General features: G+C 60.4%; 19 protein-coding genes. 6 read left to right on the top strand and 13 right to left on the bottom strand.

The genetic code is table 11. The features are described 5' to 3' along the window. The first annotated feature begins 60 nt into the window (after positions 1-60). Genes recF through ACQZ48_RS17185 form a run of 3 tightly spaced genes read left to right on the top strand, consistent with a single transcriptional unit; the run spans position 61 to position 2451 of the window. Positions 61-1188: a DNA replication/repair protein RecF gene (gene recF / locus ACQZ48_RS17195; RefSeq protein ID WP_137409535.1), complete on the top strand. Its 1128-nt coding sequence runs from the start codon at positions 61-63 to the stop codon at positions 1186-1188. Positions 1189-1210: 22 nt separating this feature from the next. Continuing rightward, positions 1211-1978, top strand: a complete 768-nt coding sequence (locus ACQZ48_RS17190) for a molybdopterin-synthase adenylyltransferase MoeB (RefSeq protein WP_191217270.1) — start codon at positions 1211-1213, stop codon at positions 1976-1978. Next, positions 1975-2451: a GNAT family N-acetyltransferase gene (locus ACQZ48_RS17185; RefSeq protein WP_191217271.1), complete on the top strand. Its 477-nt coding sequence runs from the start codon at positions 1975-1977 to the stop codon at positions 2449-2451. The genes ACQZ48_RS17190 and ACQZ48_RS17185 overlap by 4 nt, the downstream gene beginning before the upstream one ends. Before the next feature lie 6 nt (positions 2452-2457). On the opposite strand, the gene ACQZ48_RS17180 is transcribed toward ACQZ48_RS17185, so the two are convergent. After that, positions 2458-3462 carry a 2-hydroxyacid dehydrogenase gene (locus tag ACQZ48_RS17180; RefSeq protein ID WP_077983282.1) on the bottom strand — a complete coding sequence of 335 codons (1005 nt, stop codon included), beginning with the start codon at positions 3460-3462 and terminating at the stop codon, positions 2458-2460. 180 nt (positions 3463-3642) lie between these two features. Between ACQZ48_RS17180 and ACQZ48_RS17175 the strand changes: the two genes are divergently transcribed. Continuing rightward, positions 3643-4176: an SH3 domain-containing protein gene (locus tag ACQZ48_RS17175; protein WP_169538602.1), complete on the top strand. Its 534-nt coding sequence runs from the start codon at positions 3643-3645 to the stop codon at positions 4174-4176. On the opposite strand, the gene ACQZ48_RS17170 is transcribed toward ACQZ48_RS17175, so the two are convergent. After that, positions 4169-5161 (bottom strand): adenosine kinase, encoded by a 993-nt coding sequence (locus tag ACQZ48_RS17170; RefSeq protein ID WP_191217272.1) that lies wholly within the window; start codon positions 5159-5161, stop codon positions 4169-4171. The two genes, ACQZ48_RS17175 and ACQZ48_RS17170, sit on opposite strands and share 8 nt — an antisense overlap. 478 nt (positions 5162-5639) lie before the next feature. On the opposite strand from ACQZ48_RS17170, the gene ACQZ48_RS17165 reads away from it, so the two are divergent. Next, positions 5640-6584, top strand: coding sequence for an AEC family transporter (locus tag ACQZ48_RS17165; RefSeq protein ID WP_077983301.1), 945 nt, complete (start codon positions 5640-5642; stop codon positions 6582-6584). Between the two features lie 17 nt (positions 6585-6601). Here ACQZ48_RS17165 and ACQZ48_RS17160 read toward each other — a convergent pair whose 3' ends face one another. The 9 genes from ACQZ48_RS17160 to rimP form a co-directional block, all read right to left on the bottom strand. Beyond that, positions 6602-7618, bottom strand: coding sequence for a class I SAM-dependent methyltransferase (locus ACQZ48_RS17160; RefSeq protein WP_448729055.1), 1017 nt, complete (start codon positions 7616-7618; stop codon positions 6602-6604). Positions 7619-7693: 75 nt separating this feature from the next. After that, the gene (gene pnp / locus ACQZ48_RS17155) at positions 7694-9841 is read right to left on the bottom strand and encodes a polyribonucleotide nucleotidyltransferase (protein ID WP_077983279.1); all 2148 of its coding nucleotides are present in this window, start codon (positions 9839-9841) and stop codon (positions 7694-7696) included. A 279-nt stretch (positions 9842-10120) separates the two neighbouring features. Further along, on the bottom strand, positions 10121-10390 hold the full coding sequence (gene rpsO / locus ACQZ48_RS17150) for a 30S ribosomal protein S15 (RefSeq protein ID WP_003492949.1): 270 nt from the start codon (positions 10388-10390) through the stop codon (positions 10121-10123). A gap of 164 nt (positions 10391-10554) precedes the next feature. Beyond that, on the bottom strand, positions 10555-11502 hold the full coding sequence (gene truB / locus ACQZ48_RS17145; RefSeq protein ID WP_077983278.1) for a tRNA pseudouridine(55) synthase TruB: 948 nt from the start codon (positions 11500-11502) through the stop codon (positions 10555-10557). A 3-nt stretch (positions 11503-11505) separates the two neighbouring features. After that, positions 11506-11922 (bottom strand): 30S ribosome-binding factor RbfA, encoded by a 417-nt coding sequence (rbfA, locus tag ACQZ48_RS17140; RefSeq protein ID WP_004439055.1) that lies wholly within the window; start codon positions 11920-11922, stop codon positions 11506-11508. A gap of 135 nt (positions 11923-12057) precedes the next feature. Then, complete coding sequence (gene infB, locus ACQZ48_RS17135) at positions 12058-14796, bottom strand: translation initiation factor IF-2 (RefSeq protein ID WP_191217273.1); 2739 nt, start codon at positions 14794-14796, stop codon at positions 12058-12060. Positions 14797-14898: 102 nt separating this feature from the next. Next, positions 14899-15600: an RNA-binding protein gene (locus tag ACQZ48_RS17130; protein WP_191217274.1), complete on the bottom strand. Its 702-nt coding sequence runs from the start codon at positions 15598-15600 to the stop codon at positions 14899-14901. Beyond that, positions 15597-17213 (bottom strand): transcription termination factor NusA, encoded by a 1617-nt coding sequence (nusA, locus tag ACQZ48_RS17125; RefSeq protein WP_077983274.1) that lies wholly within the window; start codon positions 17211-17213, stop codon positions 15597-15599. The genes ACQZ48_RS17130 and nusA overlap by 4 nt, the downstream gene beginning before the upstream one ends. A gap of 63 nt (positions 17214-17276) precedes the next feature. Then, the gene (gene rimP / locus ACQZ48_RS17120) at positions 17277-17873 is read right to left on the bottom strand and encodes a ribosome maturation factor RimP (RefSeq protein ID WP_077983273.1); all 597 of its coding nucleotides are present in this window, start codon (positions 17871-17873) and stop codon (positions 17277-17279) included. 286 nt (positions 17874-18159) lie between these two features. Between rimP and ACQZ48_RS17115 the strand changes: the two genes are divergently transcribed. After that, positions 18160-19788, top strand: coding sequence for an MFS transporter (locus ACQZ48_RS17115; RefSeq protein ID WP_142914228.1), 1629 nt, complete (start codon positions 18160-18162; stop codon positions 19786-19788). 22 nt (positions 19789-19810) lie between these two features. Here the strand turns inward: ACQZ48_RS17115 and ACQZ48_RS17110 are convergent, their stop codons facing one another. Next, the gene (locus tag ACQZ48_RS17110) at positions 19811-21076 is read right to left on the bottom strand and encodes a lytic murein transglycosylase (RefSeq protein ID WP_191217275.1); all 1266 of its coding nucleotides are present in this window, start codon (positions 21074-21076) and stop codon (positions 19811-19813) included. A 37-nt stretch (positions 21077-21113) separates the two neighbouring features. Continuing rightward, the gene (gene recR, locus ACQZ48_RS17105) at positions 21114-21719 is read right to left on the bottom strand and encodes a recombination mediator RecR (protein WP_077983270.1); all 606 of its coding nucleotides are present in this window, start codon (positions 21717-21719) and stop codon (positions 21114-21116) included. Between the last annotated feature and the right edge of the window lie 28 nt (positions 21720-21747).

Below are 21747 nucleotides of genomic sequence, written 5' to 3'. Positions count from 1 at the left end.
TCGATGGGCTCGGGCATTCGCCACCTTGCCATCCGGCCAGCTTCGTTTTAGGCCGTAAAGATGACGAACAAGGTGTCGCTTTCCCGACTTAAACTCACGGACTTCCGCAATTATGCGGCCGCCGCACTTGTGCTTGATGGGCGCCACGTGGTGCTGACCGGTGACAACGGTTCCGGCAAGACCAACCTTCTGGAGGCGGTTTCGTTTCTTTCGCCGGGACGTGGCCTGCGCCGTGCCGTCCTGTCCGACGTCACCCGCGTGGGTGCAGAGGCAACCGGGTTTTCGATCTTCGCCGATGTCGAGGGCATGGATGGTGAGGTCGCGATCGGCACCGGGATCGAAGGTGATGGCGAGGTGGTATCGCGTCGCCTGCGGCTGAACGGCACGCCGGTGAAGTCCGTCGATGAATTGACCGACCATTTGCGGGTTCTGTGGCTGACGCCTGCCATGGATGGCCTCTTTACCGGTTCGTCATCGGACCGCCGGCGTTTTCTCGACCGGCTGGTCCTGTCGCTCGATCCGGGTCACGGCCGGCGCGCAAGCGATTTCGAAAAGGCCATGCGTGGCCGCAACCGCCTGCTTTCGGAAGGCCGTTTTGATCCGGTCTGGCTGGATGGCATTGAAAAACAGATGGCGGAACTCGGCATCTCCATGGCGGTCGCCCGTTATGAAATGCTCGGCCTGCTGAAGACCTTGATCGAAGGAAGGGCTGGCAATGCAGCCTTCCCATCCGCGGCGCTGTCGCTTGCCGGCTTTATGGATGACAGGCTCAACCGTCCGGCTGTCGATCTGGAAGACGAATATGGTCTTATGCTGCGGGACGGCAGGTATCGGGACGCGGCCGCAGGCCGCACGCTGGAGGGGCCGCACCGTGTCGATCTTTTCGTGCGCCACGCGGAAAAGGACATGGAAGCCGAACGCTGTTCGACCGGAGAGCAAAAAGCGTTGTTGGTGGGGCTGGTGCTTGCCCATGCGCAGTTGACAGCCAATATGACCGGTTATGCGCCGGTTCTATTGCTGGACGAAATTGCCGCCCATCTGGACGAGGGCAGGCGGGCCGCCCTGTTCGATCTCATCCACGCACTGGGCGGTCAGAGTTTCATGACCGGAACGGATGCGGCCATGTTCTCCGCTCTCGGCGAGCGGGCACAGTTCTTTAATGTCTCCCATGGGGGCATCACGGCATGACGGCAGAGAAATGGAGTACGGCATGGACCCGCTGAGCCCGGAAGAAATTGAACGTTACAAGCGCCATATCCTGTTGCCGGAAATCGGCGGCGTGGGCCAGCAGCGGCTGAAGGCGGCGCGCGTGCTGGTTATCGGGGCCGGCGGTCTCGGCGCTCCTGTGCTGCATTATCTTGCCGCTGCCGGCGTCGGCACGCTCGGCATGATCGATGACGATGTGGTTTCCCTGTCCAATCTGCAGCGACAGGTCATCCACGATACCGGTACGATTGGGGAGTTGAAGACGGAGAGCGCGCGCAAGGCCGTCGCCCGGCTCAATCCGCATGTTCGAACGCTTGTTTATGAAGAGCGCTTTTCGCAGGTCTGGGCGCATGACCATCTGCAATCCTTCGATCTCCTTATAGACGGCTCGGATAATTTCGATACGCGTTATACGGCCGCCGATGCCGCGGAGGCTGCGAAAAGACCATTGGTAACGGGAGCTGTCGGCCGTTTTGATGGTTCGGTGACGGTGCTGAAACCCTATGAGACAGATACCGAGGGCGCTCGGCTGCCCGGCTATCGTGACCTGTTTCCGGAACCGCCGCCGCAGGGCCTCATTCCCAGTTGCGCGGAAACAGGCATTGTCGGCGCGCTGACGGGGGTTATCGGTACGCTTATGGCCATGGAGGCGATCAAGGTTATCACCGGTGCCGGAGAGCCGTTGATCGGCCGCCTGCTCCTCTATGACGCCCTGTCGGCCCGTTTCGAAACCGTGCGATACAAGCGGCGTCCAGGAGGGAAAAAACCATGACGGAGATTGTCAGGATCGGGGAGGAGTTCGATCGCTGGCAGGAATTGCTGGCGCTTATCGTGTCCTCCTTCGCTTATATGGATGGCGTCATCGACCCGCCGTCTTCGGCTCATCGCCTGACGCTGGAAAATCTTGCCGAGAAGGCGAGGGCGGAGATCGCTTTCGTGGCGCTTGATGGCGATGAGATTGTCGGTTGCCTATTTTGCCGACCGGAGCCGCCGGCCTGTCTTTATGTCGGCAAACTCTGTGTTTCCCCCAAAGCGCAGGGAAAGGGTATAGGCGGGATGCTGCTGGAGCAGGCCGAAGCGCTCGCCCGCGAATTGGCGTTACCGGCGCTGCGGCTGGAAACTCGCATCGAGCTTATCGCTAATCATACCAAATTCGCCGCCTGGGGTTTCGTCAAGACCGCCGAAAACGCCCATGCCGGCTATAATCGCACGACCTCGATCGAAATGACCAAATTCCTCGGCTGAACCGGCTCAGTTCCGCCCCGGCAGCACCCGGTTCGGCGGACGGTGGCCGTCGAATAGCGTGCGGATGTTGATGATGACCTTGTCACCCATCTCGATACGGCCCTCGATTGTTGCAGAGCCCATATGCGGAAGCAGCACGACCTTGCCTTCCTTGGCCAGCTTGATGAGCTTGGGGTTTACGGCAGGCTCGTTCTCATAGACATCGAGACCGGCGCCTGCGATCTTGTCTTCGCGCAGGCACTGGATCATCGCCGCCTCGTCGATAATATCGCCGCGCGCGGTATTGACGATGTAGCTGGTGGGCTGCATCAGGGCCAGCCGCCGGGCCGAGATCAGGTGATAGGTCGCGGGCGTCGAGGGGCAATTGACGGAGACGATATCCACCCGCGCCAGCATCTGGTCGAGACTGTCCCAATAGGTCGCTTCAAGCTCTGCTTCCGTTGCCGGATTGACGCGTTTGCGATTGTGATAATGAATGGAGAGGCCAAAGGCCTTGGCGCGCCGTGCCACCGCCGTTCCGATGCGGCCCATCCCGACAATGCCGATGCGCTTGCCGGAAATGCGCCGTCCCAGCATCCATGTCGGCGACCAGCCGAGCCACTCGTCCGCGCCATTGGCAAGCACCCGCGTGCCTTCGATCATGCGGCGCGGCACGGCGAGCACGAGAGCCATGGTGATGTCGGCGCTGTCCTCAGTCAGCACATTGGGCGTGTTGGTGACGGTAATGCCCTTTCGGGCCGCGGCATCCACATCCACATGGTCGATACCGTTGGAGAAGCTGGCGATGAGTTTCAGTTGCGGTCCTGCCTGCTCAATCATCGCCGCGGTGATGCGGTCGGTAACGGTGGGCACGAGCACGTCTACCCTTTGCATGGCGGCGACAAGCTCCGTCTCGCTGCGCGGCGTATCGTCTATATTCAGTTCGGCATCGAAGAGTTCGCGCATTCTGGTTTCGACGACGTCAGGCAATTTGCGGGTTATATAGACTGTCGGTCTCTTCTTGTGGGTCATCGTTTGCCGCTGCCTTGTTCAGAAGTCATTAACCAGAAAGAGCGATAATTTCTTTCAATCAGGGCGTTTCTACCAGACCCACCGGCGAAGACAAACAAAACTCGCTGAAGCTTGAGGCATGTGGAAACGAGCCTCCTTAGATATCATCCGGTTTGCAGAAGGCGGGAAACGGAAATGGGCATGCGCAGTGTGGTTTCTATCGTTTGCATTGCATTGTCTTTGGGCCTCTTCGGTGCGGCAACCGAAGTCATGGCGCAGGGCGCCGCCAAAGGCGCAAGCGGCCTGCCGCTGCCGCGTTTTGTCAGCCTGAAATCAAAGCGCGTCAATATGCGCATCGGCCCGAGTACGGATTATGCCGTGTCCTGGATGTATTTGAAATCGGGAATGCCGGTCGAAATCATCCAGGAATATGAAAACTGGCGGCGCATCCGCGATGCCGATGGTACGGAAGGCTGGGTCAATCAGGCCCTGCTCTCCGGTGAGCGAACGGCCGTTGCGGCCCCGTGGATGCGTGGCAAGGGCAAGGAAGTTTACGTGAACATGCGCCGCGAGGCGCAGTCGGGCGCTGCCGTTGTGGCGCGGCTTGAGCCGGGCGTCGTCTTCAGGATCGGCGAATGCAATGGCGACTGGTGCCGCGCCGAGGCCGGTCAGGCCTCGGGCTGGGTTTCGCAGGGCGAAATCTGGGGCGCTTACCCGGGCGAAGCCTTTAAATAAGGCTGTGCTTCTCACCGAGCGCCTTGAGCGATGACATGGGGCGCGGGCCGATCTGCTGAATGACGGCGGCAGCCGCAAGGCAGCCAAGCTTGCCGCAATCTTCAAGCGAACGGTCCTGCGTATAGCCGAAGAGGAAACCGGCGGCGAAAAGATCGCCGGCGCCCGTCGTGTCGACAACGTCATGCACCGGATAGGCTTCAACCTTCACACGTTCCGTTCCGCGCAGGATGACGGCGCCTTCCTCGCTCATCGTCACCGCGGCGATCTTGCAGTCGGCGGCGATTCTGGTCAGTGCAAGCTCGAAGTCGTCGGTTTCGTAAAGCGAAAGCGCTTCCTGCTTGTTGGCGAAAACAATGTCCACAGTACCGGAACGCATCAGGTCGAGGAATTCGTCGCGATAGCGGCCGACACAAAAGCTGTCAGAAAGCGTCATGGAGACTTCACGGCCATTCTCATGCGCAATGCGGGCGCATTCGCGAATGGCGTCCTTGGCGCGCGGCGGGTCCCACAGGTAACCTTCGAAATAGGTTACCTTTGTCTCAGCCACCACATCTTCTTCCACGTCTTCCGGGCCGAGATCGACACAGGCGCCGAGATAGGTGTTCATCGAACGCTCGCCGTCTTCGGTCACGAAGATCATTGAGCGGGCGGTCGGCGGGAACGTGCCTTCCGGCTTGGTTTCGAAATAAACACCCTGTGCGCGAATATCGTGCTGGAAAATTTCCCCGAGCTGGTCTTCGGCCACCTTGCCGAAATAGGCGGCTCTGCCGCCGAAATTCGCCACGCCCGCCGCCGTGTTGCCAGCACTGCCGCCGGAGGCTTCGAGAGCCGGCCCCATCAGCGAATAAAGCAGCTCCGCCCGTTCCGCATCGATGAGGTTCATTGCGCCTTTGGTAATGGCATTGTCGTTGAGAAAGCGATCGTCGCAGCGGGAAATGATGTCGACGATGGCATTGCCGACAGTCAGTACGTCGAATTTCGTCATAGGCCCTATCCGTTTCGCACGGGGTGTGCGTATTTTTCGAAAGGTCTTAAACATTTCTGGCGGCAAGAAAAGCCCAAACAGAAAATATGCGGTTCCGCGCGAGGAGCGAAAACGCGTCATCTGCTTGTAATGTAGGTAGGTTATTTCATTTGTCAGAGCAAAAGGTGTGTGAATGCATACCGGAATGGAAGACATGATGGTCTTCTGGCTCAACCGTTATCTCCGCCACGGATGTACTGGCGGCATATAACGGACATAAAAGGCGGGGGTGACCCCGCTTTTTCTTTTTTAGTAACGTTAGGCCTTGCGGATTTTACGGGCCAAGATGAGCTTTCTACCCAAAGCGGCTCAAGAGTTTTGTCTTTCTTGGGCGCCATGTGGAGAAAACAAAGAGTGGGAGCGTTTTCGCGATTCCATTCCCGTGGAAAACGCTCTAAAGCGGATTATCTCCCGCAAAAGCCGCGAAAGCTTTCCCTCCATGTCTGCCGTTGCCGCGAATGTCGCCCCGATTTTCATTCTCATCCTTATCGGGTGGCTCACCGTCAAGGCGGGTCTGTTCAGGGCCGATGCCGGCGATATTCTCAGCGACTTCGTGTTCAAGATCGCGGTGCCGACATTGATCTTCCGCACGCTTGCGGAAGCGAATTTTCACGGCGCATCGCCGTTCCGGCTCTGGATCACCTATTTCGCCGGCGTGACCGTCACCTGGACGGTCGGGCATATCGTCACCCGTTATGTCTTCAGGCAGGATATGCGCATTGCCGTCATTGCCGGCATTTCCTCAGCATTTGCGAACAATATCTTCATCGGCCTGCCGTTGGTCGGACGCTCCGTTGGCGATGAGGGGCTGGTGGCTCTCTCCATCCTGCTCGCCATTCACCTGCCGGTGATGATGATCGCCGGCACGATCCTCATGGAAAACGCCACACACAAGGCGGTCGGCGGCGAAAGGCGCAGCATGGCTGCGGTGTTCAGGCAGGTGGGCCGCAATCTCATCACCAATCCGCTGGTGATCGGCCTTGTCATCGGGCTTTCGACCAATGTCTCCGGCGTCGCATTAACGCCCATTCTGAAAACCGTGGTCGATCAGATCGCGTCTATGGCGGGGCCGGCGGCGCTTATTTCGCTCGGCATGGCGCTGACCAAATACACCATTCGCGGCAATATGGGTATTGCCGTCACCATGACGGTGTTCAAGCTCCTGCTGCTGCCCGCCTGTGTGTGGGCAATGGGTCATGCGCTCGGTCTCAGCCGGGAATGGACGGCGGCGCTCGTGCTCACCTCGTCGGTGCCGACGGGGGTGAATGCCTGGCTTATCGCCAACCGCTTCGGCATCGGCCACAGCGTTGCCGCCTCCACCATCAGCATTTCCACAGCGACCGGCGTTCTTTCCGTGTCGCTATGGGCATGGCTGTTGAGCTGATTATTCCGCGGCCTTGATTATTTCTGGGCGCTCAGAATCTTGAAGCGGGCGTTGCGGCACACTTCAGTGCTGGTGCGGAATTCAGCCGCGAGCACCGGCTCATAGGGCATGCCGCGATTGGCGACCATCAGCAGCTTGCCGCCGCTGCGCAGCGCGCCGGCGGCAGCCTTGATGAAGGCCTGACCGAGGGCAGGTTCTGCTGCCTGTCCCGCCGCATGGAAAGGCGGGTTCATGATGATGAGGTCGTATTTTTCCTTCGGCGGCTCGTTTGCCAGATCCTGCCAGAAGAAGCGCGCCGTCAGCCGCGGATTGTTTTCGAGAAGATTGGTCTTTGCAAATTCCAGCGCGTTCCAGTCTGCTTCGAACAGATCGATACGGGCCGTGCGCGGCGATTTCTCGGCCAGCATGACGGAGAGGTAACCCCAGCCCGCGCCGAAATCGGCGGCGTTGCCGTCAAAATCGGTCGGCAGGCGCGATGCGAGCAGTTCCGAGCCGTCATCCACGCGGTCATGGGAAAACATGCCGGGGAGGGCGGTGAAGCGGCCTTCAACCGTTACCGGCCTCTGGGCGAGCTTCGATACGACGGCCGCAACATCGTCCGGTCGTTTGAACCAGAGCGCGACGCCATGGTATTTTGGTGTCGATTCCGCTTCGATGCCAAGTTTCGTCAGCGTCTTGCGCAGCGTCACGATACCGTCTTCTTTCGATCCGGCTGCGACGATGAGGCCGCCGGCCTTTACGCGCGAAAGCGCTTCGGCGACGCGGTTTTCATTCTCGCCGCGATGTTTGCCGCAAAGCAGCAGAGCCACATCGTAATCTTCGCCCGAAATATCAGGAGTCACTTCTGCGCCTTGAGCCTGCAGAGCACGATAAAGCGGACGTAGATGTTGAACCGCGACGATCTCCGCGTCGAATCCATCCAGCCGCGGACCGGCTTCCGCTCCCAGAAACAGAACGCGTTCGCCCTCCTTCGGCATGGAAAGCATGTCCGAGGCAAAGGGGTGGAAAAGGGTTTTCACGGCGTCACGGCTCATGGGAGCATCCTCAAGGTCAAATAGAAAAAAGGCGCGGGCAAAACCCGCGCCTCGATAGGGTCTGGCGGGGCTGCCTTATTCGGCAGCGGCTTCGCCGTCTTCCTTCTTCTTGTCTGCAACGACTTCCTTGCCGGTCGCCTGGTCGACAACCTTCATGGACAGGCGAACCTTGCCGCGCTCGTCGAAGCCCATCAGCTTGACCCAGACCTTGTCGCCTTCCTTGACGACGTCGGAGGTCTTGGCAACACGCTCGGAAGCGAGCTGCGAGATGTGGACGAGGCCGTCACGCGCGCCGAAGAAGTTGACGAAAGCGCCGAAGTCAGCGGTCTTGACAACAGTGCCTTCATAGATGGCGCCGACTTCCGGTTCCGCAACGATCGAGTGGATCCACTTGCGGGCCGCTTCGATTTCCTTGCCGGAAGAAGAGGCGATCTTGACGGTGCCGTCGTCTTCGATGTTGATCTTCGCGCCGGTCTTTTCGACGATTTCGCGAATGACCTTGCCGCCGGAGCCGATGACTTCACGGATCTTGTCGACCGGAATGTTCATGACTTCGATGCGCGGTGCAAATTCGCCGAGCTGGCCGCGGCTCTCGGTGATGGCGTTGGCCATTTCGCCGAGAATGTGCTTGCGGCCACCCTGTGCCTGCTCGAGAGCGATCTTCATGATCTCTTCGGTGATACCGGCGATCTTGATGTCCATCTGAAGCGAGGTGATGCCGTCGGCCGTACCTGCGACCTTGAAGTCCATGTCGCCGAGGTGGTCTTCGTCACCGAGGATATCGGAGAGAACCGCAAAGCGCTCGCCTTCGAGGATCAGGCCCATGGCGATACCGGCAACCGGCTTTGCCAGCGGAACGCCGGCGTCCATCAGTGCAAGCGAGGTGCCGCAAACGGTTGCCATCGACGAGGAGCCGTTGGACTCGGTGATTTCGGAAACAACGCGTAGCGTGTATGGGAACTGCTCTGCAGTCGGCAGCATCGGGCGGATAGCGCGCCATGCGAGCTTGCCGTGACCGATTTCGCGACGGCCCGGGGAACCCATGCGGCCTGTTTCGCCGACCGAGTAGGGCGGGAAGTTATAGTGCAGCAGGAAGCGTTCCTTGTACATGCCGGTGAGGCTGTCGACATACTGCTCGTCTTCGCCGGTGCCGAGGGTCGCAACAACGATCGCCTGGGTCTCGCCGCGGGTGAACAGCGCCGAACCGTGGGTACGCGGCAGCAGGCCAACTTCCGAAACGATCGGACGAACGGTCGACAGGTCGCGGCCGTCGATGCGGCTCTTGGTGTCCAGAACGTTCCAGCGAACGATCTTGGCCTGAAGGTGCTTGAAGACAGCGCCGATTTCTTCCGGCGTGTACTTGGCTTCGCCTTCTTCCGGCAGGAAGTGTGCCTTCACCTTGGCCTTGACGGCGTCGACGGCGGCGTAACGGGCGGCCTTTTCGGTGATCTTGTAGGCGGCGCGCAGTTCGGTTTCAGCAAGACCGAGCATTTCGTTTTCGAGAGCGGAAAAATCTTCCGGTTCGAATTCGCGCGGTTCCTTGGCGGCAACTTCGGCGAGCTTGATGATCGCGTCGATAACCGGCTGGAAGCCGCGATGACCGAACATGACGGCGCCGAGCATGATTTCTTCGTTGAGTTCCTTGGCCTCGGACTCAACCATCAAAACGGCGTCCTGCGTACCGGCAACGACGAGATCGAGAACAGACTCGTCCATTTCGTCCAGATGCGGGTTAAGGACATATTCACCGTTGATGTAGCCAACGCGCGCGCCGCCAACCGGGCCCATGAAGGGAACGCCAGAGAGCGTCAGCGCTGCGGAAGCCGCAACCATCGATAGGACGTCCGGATTGTTTTCCAGATCGTGCTGGATAACGGTGACGACGACCTGCGTGTCGTTCTTGTAGCCTTCAGGGAAGAGCGGGCGGATCGGGCGGTCGATCAGGCGCGAAACGAGGGTCTCGTTTTCGCTCGGGCGGCCTTCGCGCTTGAAGTAGCCGCCGGGGATCTTGCCGGCTGCGTAGGTCTTTTCCTGGTAGTTGACGGTGAGCGGGAAGAAGTCCTGGCCTGGCTTCGGAGACTTTGCGGAAACCACAGTCGCGAGAACCATCGTCTCGCCGTAGGTTGCGATGACGGCGCCGTCAGCCTGACGGGCAACCTTGCCGGTCTCGAGCTTCAGCGGGCGGCCTGCCCATTCGATTTCCACGGAGTGTTGATTGAACATATCTTGTCCTTGGTTGTGGCTGCCGCACCGGTATCGTGCCGGCGGTGGCAGCGCGGTGACGCAATCACGGGCAAGACAGCGGGAGGCTTTCGACAAGCAAGCATCCGGCAATCCTGCCCCATGACAGGTCTGCGGTTGAAAAAGGCGGCACCGGCCCATCCGGGTCACCCTTATCGTCCGGGGGCCACATCAGCGGTAAGCGCCCGGAAATTCATGCGGCCTCAAAAGACCGGATATAAAAACCGGCGGGCATCGTTGCGAAACCCGCCGGAGAAGTTATTAGCGGCGAATGCCGAGAGCACCGATCAGCTTGGAGTAACGGGCTTCGTCCTTCTTCTTCAGATAGTCGAGAAGCGAACGACGGCTCGAAACCAGCGTCAGAAGGCCACGACGGGAGTGGTTGTCCTTCTTGTGGTCCTTGAAGTGACCGGTCAGGTTGTTGATCCGCTCGGTCAGGATAGCGACCTGAACTTCCGGAGAACCGGTGTCGCCTTCCTTCGTGGCATATTCCTTGATGAGGGCGGCTTTGCGCTCTGCAGTAATCGACATCGGACGATCCTTTCTATTTTAAGGAAAAATGGGACGCCAAAGAGCCGGGATGTCGTCCAGCTCTGGCCATTCAGTAGCGCAGGCAAAGCCTAAGCTGGCGCTGCCTATAAACTATTCCGGGTGCAATGGAAAGAGGCGATTGATTCCCGCCTGCGCCGCCCGGCTCAGCCGAAAACCCGCTTCGGCCGGAACTCGCCTTCGCCGATCTCGCCGATGGCGACGAGCTTGCCATGCGCAGTGGCATAGGCTTCCGGATGGTTGGCGGGCGCGTCGCGCCCGCGCAGCAAGATGGGGTTGCCCATCTTCAGCCGGTGCGCCTGGTCGTCGTTGATGATGAGGCGGGGAAGGGCGGAAAGCGCCTCCGCCGTATCGATCAGATAGGCATCCAGCGCTTCCAACCGCTCGTCGCGGTCTTCCATGGCTTCCAGTGCCGTCAGCGTTTCGAGCGGCACCATCATCTCTTCGCCGAAGGGTGCGACCATGGTGCGGCGCAGTTCCGAGATATGGCCGAAACAGCCGAGATCGCGGCCCATGTCGCGCGCCAGCGCCCGCACATAGGTGCCCTTGCCGCACTCCACTTCAAAATGCGCTGTATCGGCATCGGGGCAGGCCAGCAGCGTCAGGCGATGGATTTCCACCTCGCGTGCGGGAATTTCCACGGTCTCGCCGTCTCGCGCCAGATCATAGGCACGCTCGCCGGCGATCTTGATGGCGGAAAATTGCGGCGGAGTCTGCATGATCACGCCGGTATAATGGGGTAGAATATCGCGGATTGCCTGTTCGTCCGGGCGCCGATCAGAGGAATCGACCACCTCGCCTTCCAGATCGTCGGTCGCGCGTTGCTCGCCCCAGGTCACGGTGAATTCGTAGATCTTCCGGCCGTCCATGACGTAAGGCACCGTCTTGGTGGCGTCACCGAGCGCGATCGGCAGCATGCCGGACGCGAGCGGATCGAGCGTGCCGGCATGGCCGGCCTTCTGGGCGTTGAACAGCCACTTGATCTTGGAAACGGCCTCGGTGGAGCCGAAATCGAGCGGTTTGTCGAGGATCAGCCAGCCCGAAATCGGACGGCCCTTGGGTTTGCGGTTCTGCTGTTTGCGTGGTTTGGACATGCTTCAGTTCTGTTCGTCGTCTTTTTCGTTTGAAGGCCCAAGATCGCGCTGCACTTCGGGTGAGCGCAGGAGCGCGTCGATCTTCTGGTAATTGTCGAAACTCGTATCGTCGCGGAAACGCAGTTCCGGCATGTATTTCATCTGCCGAAGCTGCGGACCGAGGCGACCACGCATGAACTTGGCGTGGCGGTTGAGTGCCGTGATGATGTCGGTGTGATCGGCAACGCCAAGCGGCGTCACGTAGGCGGTAGCGATCTTGAGATCGGGAGACATTCGCACTTCCGAAATGGAAATGACGGTGCTTTCGATCAGATCGTCGCGGACTTCGCCGCGCTGGAGAATTTGTGTCAGGGCGGCGCGCACCTGTTCGCCAACGCGCAGCATGCGTTGGGAAGGGGCCGATGATGTAGCTTTTGCCATGGGTTATGCCTCAAACGGAGCGAGCGCCGGTTAAGCCGGCGCCCGACAGTAAAGTCCTGTTTTGCGGCGAGAACGCTCTTTGTTCTATCGCATTTCCGGACGGAAAACCGGGGATCCACTTTTCCTGGAAATGCTTTAGAGCGTTCTCGTGATGTGTTCGACGCGGAAGCACTCGATGGTGTCGCCGGCGCGGATGTCTTCGTAGTTTTCGAAGGCCATACCGCATTCCTGACCGACCGGCACTTCTGCCACTTCGTCCTTGAAGCGCTTGAGGGTCTTGAGCTTGCCTTCGTGGATGACGACGTTGTCGCGAACCAGACGAACACCTGCACCACGCTCCACCTTGCCTTCGACGACGCGGCAACCCGCGACCTTGCCGACCTTCGTGATGTTGAACACCTCGAGGATTTCGGCATTGCCGAGGAAGGTCTCGCGACGTTCCGGCGAAAGCAGGCCCGACATCGCCGCCTTCACGTCATCCACCAGATCGTAGATGATGTTGTAGTAGCGGATTTCGATACCGGCGCGTTCGGAGGCCGTACGGGCCTGTGCGTTGGCGCGAACGTTGAAGCCGATGATCGCGGCGTTGGAGGCCTCGGCAAGCGAGATATCCGATTCCGTGATGGCACCAGCGCCCGAGTGAACGATACGAGCGCGGACCTCGTCGGTGCCGAGCTTGTCGAGCGAAGCGATAATGGCTTCGACCGAGCCCTGCACGTCGGCCTTGATGACCAGCGGGAATTCCTTCATTCCCGAAGTCTGCAACTGGCTCATCATCTGTTCCAGCGAACCGCGCTGGCCCGTCTGACGGGCGACAGCCTTGTCGCGTGCCAGACGCTGGCGGTACTCGGAAATCTCGCGAGCACGGCTTTCGTTTTCGACAACCGCGAAACGGTCACCGGCAGATGGCGTGCCGGAAAGACCGAGAATCTCGACAGGCATAGCCGGACCGGCTTCCTTGACGTGTTCGCCCTTGTCGTTGACGAGGGCGCGAACGCGGCCCCACTGGTCACCGGCCACGATGATCTGACCGGGCTTCAGCGTGCCCTTCTGCACGAGAACTGTAGCGACGGCGCCGCGGCCGCGGTCGAGTTCCGCTTCGATGACGGTGCCTTCCGCGGTACGGTTCGGATCTGCCTTGAGGTCGAGAATTTCAGCCTGCAGCAGGATCGCTTCGAGCAGTTTGTCGAGACCAAGCAGTTTCTTGGCCGACACTTCCACGTCAAGCACTTCACCGCCCATCGATTCCACGAAGACTTCGTGCTGCAGGAGCTGCTGACGAACCTTCTCAGGGTTTGCCTCGTGCTTGTCGATCTTGTTGATCGCAACGACGATCGGAACACCCGCCGCCTTGGCATGGTTGATGGATTCGATCGTCTGCGGCATGACGCTGTCGTCTGCGGCGACCACCAGAACGGCAATATCCGTCGCCTGTGCACCACGGGCACGCATGGCCGTGAAGGCGGCGTGGCCGGGGGTGTCGATGAAGGTGATCTTCTGGCCGTTCTTCTCGACCTGATAAGCACCGATATGCTGGGTGATGCCACCGGCTTCACCGGCAACCACATTCGCCTGACGGATGGCGTCGAGCAGCGAGGTCTTGCCGTGGTCGACGTGACCCATGATGGTGACGACGGGCGGGCGGGAAACCATTTCGCCTTCATCGTCCGTCTGGTTGAAGATGCCTTCTTCGACGTCGGATTCGGAAACGCGCTTGACGGTATGGCCGAATTCGACCGCGATCAGTTCGGCCAGATCGGCGTCGATTACGTCGCCCGGCTTCATCATCTGGCCTTCCTTCATCAGGAACTTGATGACGTCGACGGCGCGTTCGGACATGCGCTGTGACAGTTCCTGAATGGTAATGGTTTCCGGCAGGATCACTTCGCGCATAACCTTTTCACGGGTTTCCTGCATCTGGCTGCGGCGGAATTTCTCTTGACGGCGGCGCATGGATGCCATGGAGCGGCCGCGCGGTGTGCCGTCTTCATCCAGATTGGACGAGGTGACCGTAAGTTTGCCGCGACGGCGTTCTTCTTCGGTCTTCAGGCGGGCGGCGGGCTTCGCAGGTGCAGGTGCTGCAACCTTGCCACGGACCGGCAGGTTACCACGGCGTGCACCGCGATCGTCCTCATCGTCGCCATCGGTGCGACGCCCACGCGGAGCGACGGTTTCCGTGGTTGCGCGACCAGGTGCGGCAGCGGCGGACTGAGGGCGAGCATCCGAGCGCGGCGCCGGCTGAGTGGCGACTACCGGCTTTTCAGCGGCCTGTTCGGATTTCGCTTCCACGGCCGGCTGGCTTGCCGCCACCTTGGCGGCTTCGGCTTCCTCGGCGGCACGGCGCGCAGCTTCTTCCTTCTCGGCGGCAATGCGGCGTTCTTCCTCGACCTTGCGGCGGGCTTCGTCTTCGGCCCGCTGCTTGGCTTCGATCACGTCACGAGCCTGCGCTTCCATCAGCGCGCGGCGGCGGGCTTCCATCTCGCCTGCGGACAGATCGTGCAGGACGTTCCCGCGCGGACGCTCAGGCTGGCGCTGCTGCGGTGCGGACGAGCCGGGACGCTGCTGCGACTGGGAGGAACCTGGACGCTGCTGCTGGCCGCTGGGCTGGTGGATGCGCGGCTGCGGAGCCTGCGGACGCGGTGCTGCCGCGGGGGCAGGGGCGGCCGGCTTCGGAGCGGGCGCTGCGGTCGAATGAACCTGCTTCTCGTCTTCCGGACGCAGGGGGCGGCGCTTGCGTGTTTCCACGACAACCGCGTTCGTGCGACCTCGACCCATATCCTGCCGCACGGTGCCCTGATTCATCCCGCCCGGCTTGAGGGTGAGAGTCTTCTTAGGCTGTGCGTTAAGTGTCTTGTCGTCGTTGTTGTCGGTCATTCCGTTCCCGTTCCTTCGGACGAGAACCGGATGACGTCCATCAGGCCTCGTCGTTCAATTGCTGCATCGGAACGCGGCGACCGTTGATGTCGGTTAACCGCGTCATTGTTCTGTCCGGGCAGCGTCGCGTTCCGCCTGAGATTGGCCGCCAAGGCGGTACTGCTCAAGCATCGTTGCGCGCTTCACTACACCCTCACCCGCCTGCCCTGCAAGCGCGCAGGCATGGATAAAAGCATTCTGGCCCATCAACTCGTCCATTTCGGCTTCGCTAAAGAGCCGGAAGGACGGAATTTCATTGCCGGCATCGCTGCCGAGCGCCCAGGCCTTGCGGGCCTGGTCCAGTTTTCTGACGCCATCGGCCGCAGCATCGGTCGCGTGAAACACGGCAATCGCGTTCCCGGACCGGACGGCAGCATCGACTTTCGTCGCGCCGCTGATGAACTGGCCCGCCTTGCGCGCCATATTCATCATACCAGCCACATGCTGCGCCATCAGCCGGTCGAGAAGAGTAAGAAGCTCGGCCCCGGCCTTGACGTCGCGTTTGAGAGCCCGCGCGAAGAGCTTCTTCGCGATGGCCTTCTCGATCAGGGCGCGCTCGGGTGTCACCCAGCAACCGCGCCCCGGCAATTGGCGTTTCAGGTCCGGCACGACGGTGCCGTCCGGTCCTGCGACGAAGCGGATCAGCTCATCCGGCGATCCGCTCTGCCGTGTCACAATGCACATACGTCCATTGACGTCGCCCTTGATCCGCCCGTCGTCATCCGTTTCGGGCAGATCGTCCGGCTCATGCGCCTGCGATGTCATTCCTGTTCGGCGGTATCCGCCTCCTCGGCAGCTTCCGCATCGGCTTCCTGTTCGGAAGCGAGCTCTTCGGCGGTGATCCAGCCTGCCAGAAGGCGAGCCTGCACCACCATGTTTTCGGCCTCGACGCGCGAAACGTCGAGCTTGGAGAAGATGCCTTCGAACTTCTTCGTCTCGCCGTCCTTGCGCTCGCTCCAGCCAACCAGATCGTCCGCTGCACAGCCGGCAAAGTCCTCGATGGTCTTGATGCCGTCTTCACCGAGCGCAACCATCATCTGCGAAGTCAGGCCATCGATCTGGCGCAGCTCGTCGGAAACGCCGAGTTCCTTGCGCTTGGCATCCATTTCGGCTTCCAGGCGCTCCAGATATTCGCGGGCGCGGGTCTGGATTTCATCGGCGGTGTCTTCATCGAAGCCATCGATCGAGGTAATTTCGTCGAGATCGACATAAGCGAGTTCTTCAACCTGCGCGAAGCCTTCCGAAGCCAGAACCTGGCCGACCATTTCGTCGACGTCGAGGGCTTCCATGAAGAGGGCCGTGCGCTCGTTGAATTCCTTCTGGCGACGCTCGGATTCTTCCTGCTCGGTCATGATGTCGATATCCCAGCCGGTCAGCTGCGATGCCAGACGCACGTTCTGACCGCGGCGGCCGATGGCGAGCGACAGCTGCTCGTCGGGAACAACCACTTCGATACGCTCGGATTCTTCATCCAGAACGACCTTGGCGACTTCCGCCGGCTGCAGGGCGTTGACGATGAAGGACGCCGGCTCCTGGCTCCACGGAATTATGTCGATCTTCTCACCCTGAAGTTCGCCGACAACGGCCTGGACGCGCGAACCGCGCATACCGACGCAGGCGCCGACCGGATCGATCGAGCTATCGTTCGAGATGACGGCGATCTTGGCGCGCGAACCGGGGTCACGGGCAACCGACTTGATCTGGATGATGCCGTCGTAGATTTCCGGGACTTCCATGGTGAAGAGCTTCACCATGAATTGCGGATGCGTACGCGACAGGAAAATCTGCGGGCCACGCTGTTCGCGGCGAACGTCGTAGACATAGGCGCGCACACGGTCGCCATAACGCATGTTTTCGCGCGGGATCATCTCGTCGCGACGGATGATGCCTTCGCCACGGCCGAGATCGACGATGACATTGCCGTATTCGACGCGCTTGACGGTGCCGTTGACGATTTCGCCGATACGGTCCTTGAATTCGTCATACTGACGGTCGCGCTCGGCTTCACGTACCTTCTGCACGATCACCTGCTTGGCGGACTGGGCGGCGATACGGCCGAAGTCCATCGGCGGCAGCGGATCGGCGATGAAGTCGCCGAGCTTGGCGTCGGGGTTGCGGTCGCGGGCGAGCTCCAGCGGGATCTGGGTCGAATAGTCCTCAGCCGCTTCGACAACTTCCAGAAGACGCTGCAGGCGGATTTCGCCGGTCTTGGAGTTGATGTCGGCGCGGATGTTGGTTTCCGAACCATAGCGCGAGCGGGCGGCTTTCTGGATAGCGTCGGCCATTGCGGCAAGCACGATTTCGCGGTCGATGACCTTTTCGCGCGCCACAGCATCGGCGATCTGCAGAAGCTCAAGCCGGTTAGCACTCACTGCCATTTTTTTATCTCCGTAAGTCGCATAATTGCGGGGATCGCCCGTTTCCCGGGCTTTACGTTGGAATTAGTCTTCGTCTGCTTCGTTTTCGTCGTTCTGGTTTGCGGCGGCGGCCTTTGCCGCCTTGTCTGCCCGCAGCGCATCACGAATAAGGTCGTCCGTCAGAATGAGCTTCGCATCCGAAAGCGCGGTGAACGGAACAATGACTGTCGGCTCTTCGCCATAAGCGATCTGGTCGCGTTCCAGCTTGAAACCGTCAGCATCAACCTCAACGATCTTGCCGCGAAACCGCTTGCGGTTCTCGACCAGAATGGAGGTTTCGACCTTCACCAGATGGCCCTGCCAGCGGGTGAAATCCGATTTGCGAACCATCGGCCGGTCGATACCGGGCGAGGAAACTTCGAGATGATACGCTTTATCGACCGGATCTTCCACATCAAGAACCGGTGAAATCGCCATCGAAATGGCTTCGCAGTCCTGAACGGTCATGGTTCCGTCTTCGCGCTCGGCCATCACCTGCAGCGTCATGCCGTTCTGGTTGGAGAGCCGCACGCGCACCAGAAGATAGCCCATGCCCGTCAGAACAGGCTCGATGATCTCGGCAATGCGCTGGTCGATGCCTGTTTCGGTTATCAGTCGCGGTTCTTGTGCGGTGTCTGCCATCTGGCCTTCCGGTCTTTGATGTTCATCGGGCAGTCAGCCCGTGGTTTCCGGTTCGCCTAACGAAAAAGAGCGGAGCCTTGCGGCCCCACTCTTCATCAAGCGATCAAGAATTTCAAAGGTCATATAGACCTATTGGGGCAGGATTGCAAGGTTTTCGCAGGCGTCTGCGTTTCAGTAACGGTCCCGCCACATTTTCACCCTTACCATGCCGGAAAGGCTGGCATGATCGCCGGCGCTGTCTATAGTTGCCGTTTGACAAATCGCAGTTGCATCAAGTGGACAGAGCGTGCCTGACCGTAAATCGCCACTCGCGCCTTTAAGGCATTTGACTTACAGACGAATCTGGATCGCCAGCCTTGCCTCGAACTTTGGCGGACTGATCCAGGCGGTGGGTGCCGCATGGATGATGACCTCGCTTTCGAGTTCGGAAAACATGATCGCGCTGGTTCAGGCCTCCACCTCTTTGCCGATCATGCTGTTCTCACTGATTTCAGGCGCGCTGGCCGATAGCTTCGACCGCCGCCGCATTATGATTTCGGCGCAGCTGCTGATGCTGACGGCCTCCGTGCTGCTCACCGTCTTTGCCTGGTCTGGCTGGCTCACGCCCTGGCTGTTGCTGTTCTTCACCTTCATGATCGGTTGCGGCACGGCGCTCAACAATCCCTCTTGGCAGGCGTCGGTCGGCGAAATGGTGCCGCGTGAGGATCTGCCCGCCGCCGTGACGCTGAACAGCGTCGGCTTCAACATCACCCGCAGTGTCGGCCCGGCCATCGGTGGTATCATCGTCGCCGCCGCGGGTGCCGCTGCCGCTTTTTTCGTGAATGCGCTGAGCTATTTCACCCTGATCTACGCACTATTTCGCTGGCAACCGCCCAAATATGCCTCAACCCTGCCGCGTGAGCAGCTTCTGGCCGCCATCTCCGCCGGCATGCGGTATGTGGCGATGTCGCCCAATATCGGCAAGGTGCTGGTGCGGGGTTTTCTCTTCGGTCTTTCCGCCAGCGCCATCCTTGCCCTGATGCCCATTGTCGCCCGTGATCTGGTCGAGGGCGGCCCGCTGACCTACGGTGTCATGCTTGGCGCTTTCGGCGTCGGCGCGATTGGTGGAGCCCTTATCAGCGCCAGATTGCGCGAAGTCCTGTCGAGCGAATGGATCGTGCGCGTCGCCTTTTTAGGCTTCGCTTTCAGCGCTGGCGTAACGGCGGTCAGCACGAGCGCCATCATCACGTCGATTGTACTGACCATTGCCGGTGCCTGCTGGGTGCTGGCCCTGTCGCTCTTCAACACCATCGTCCAGCTCTCCACCCCACGCTGGGTGGTGGGCCGGGCACTGTCGCTTTATCAGACGCTGACCTTCGGCGGCATTGCGGTAGGCAGCTGGCTGTGGGGCGAGTTGGCGGAAGATTACGGCATTTCCTATTCACTTCTCTGTTCGTGCGTTTTGATGCTGCTCGGCGTTCTCGTCGGCCTCAAGCTCGCCATGCCGGCCTTCGCCTCGCTCAATCTCGATCCACTCAATCGTTTTGTGGAGCCGCCGCTGAGACTGGACGTCAAGCCGCGCAGCGGCCCGATCGCCATTCTCATTGATTATGAAATCCATGACGAAGATCTCGGCGAATTCCTGCCGCTGATGGCGGAACGCCGCCGCATCCGTCTGCGCGATGGCGCACGGAACTGGAACCTGATGCGCGATCTCGAAAACCCCGACATCTGGACGGAAAGTTACCATGTGCCGACATGGGTGGAATATGTTCGTCACAACCACCGCCGTACCCAGGCGGATGCCGAGGCCTGGGACCGGCTGCTGGAGCTTCACCGCGGCAAGACGCGGCCGCGGGTGCACCGGATGATCGAACGGCAGACCATTCCGCCGACCGACGATATCTTCCACAAGCCGCATACCGACCAGCATTGAGAGACGATGGGCCGGCGGCGGATTATTTCAGCTTCGCCTTCAGCGTGGCATCGGGAAAACATGTCGGTGTGAGGCCGTTTTTCGACTGCCAGTCGCCGAGTGAGCGGCGCGTCTTGAAACCCGCCAGCCCGTCCGCCTTGCCGACATCGTAACCCTTGGCGACCAGCGCCTTCTGCATGGCCAACACGTCGGAGCGCAGCATCGACCCGACATTGCCCCATTCCCCCTTGAACGGCCCTGCGCCATGGGCGATGCGATCGGCGAGATTGCCGATGAAGAGCGCGTAGAGATCGGAATTATTATATTCCTTGATGACGTAGAAATTCGGCGTCACCACAAATTCCGGCCCATGCCGCCCGGCCGGCACCAGCATCATTCCATCGGCGGTCAGGTCATTGGCAGGAAAGGCTTTTCCGGAAATGCGGGTAATGCCCATCTTCGCCCAGTCGGCCACCGGCCGGGCCAGATCAGGGCCTTCCTGCGCGCAGGAGACATTGGCGGGGATGGAGACTTCGAAACCCCAGTCGCGATTGCGCTGCCAGCCACGCTTGGAAAGATAGTTCGCTATGGATGCTAGTGCATCCGGCACGGAATTCCAGATATCGCGGTGGCCATCACCATCGAAATCCACGGCATATTTCAGATAGCTTGATGGCATGAACTGCGGCTGGCCAAGCGCGCCGGCCCAGGAACCCATCATGCGTGAAGCCGCTATATCGCCGTTTTCGACGATCTTCAGCGCGTCGATCAGCTCGGCGCGGAACATCTCCTTGCGGGTCGACATATAGGCTTTCGTGGCCAGCACATCGACCACGGAATGCGGCAGTTTCGCCCGGCCGAAACCGGATTCGCGGCCCCAGATCGCAACGACGATCTCGCCAGGCACAACATATTTCGCCTCTATCCTGCGCAGCGTCGCCGCATGCGTTGCCGCAAGCGAACGGCCAGTACCGGCAAGTCCCTGCAGCCGCTTTTCGGAGAAATAGGCGCCGGGCGAGGAGAACTCCGCCTGGGTCTGGCTCTGCTCCTTTGGCGGCTTCTGGCCGGGAATGACGAGATCGGGCAGGTTCCAGCTGATGGAGAGGCCGCTGAGCGTGGCTTCAAGAGTCTTTTGCGAAATGCCGGCCTTGCGGGCTTCCGGCCAGATTTCCTTTTTCAGCCAGGCATTAAATTCGGCGTCATATCGGGCTGCCGCTGCTCCTGTCGGCGCCGACTGCGCCAAGGCCGTCGTTGCTGAAAAAACGGAAAGAAGTGCAGCCAGTACCTTCGGGGCAAAATGGTTTCGCATTCGGTCTCCTCTTTGAATGACGGGAGGGAGGTAGGCCTCAGATCGTCGTTCGCGCCCGAAGCGCCGCGGTCAATGTGCCCTCGTCGAGATAATCAAGCTCGCCGCCCACAGGCACGCCATGTGCGAGCCTCGTGATCTTGATGCCGAGGTCGGAGAGGCGGTCGGTGATGTAGTGAGCGGTTGCCTGCCCCTCCACCGTCGCATTAACGGCGATGATGAGCTCGCGAATGCCGCCGGCGCTCACACGGTCGATCAGGCCCTTGATATTCAGGTCCTCGGGCCCAACACCGTCGAGCGGCGACAGCGTGCCGCCCAGAACGTGGTAGGCGGTGTTCATCGCGCCCGCCCGCTCCAGCGCCCAGAGGTCAGACACGTCTTCCACCACGATGATGACGGACTGGTCGCGCCGGTCGTCGGCGCAGACGGTGCAGGGATCGATGGTATCGACATTGCCGCAGCAGGAGCAGATCTTCACCTTGTCATAGGCTTCGCCCATGGCATGGCCGAGCGGCCCGAGGAGCTGTTCCTTCTTTTTGATGAGATGCAACGCCGCCCGCCGTGCCGAGCGGGGCCCAAGCCCCGGCACTTTTGCCAGAAGCTGGATCAGTTTTTCAATTTCGGGACCGGTGACTCGTTTTGCCATGAGCGCTTTCTACTGCATAAATCGGGGA

The sequence above is a fragment of the Agrobacterium sp. 22-209-1 genome (assembly GCF_053522485.1).
The sequence above is the reverse complement of the archived record's forward strand: the minus strand, read 5'-3'. Positions and strand labels throughout refer to the sequence as shown.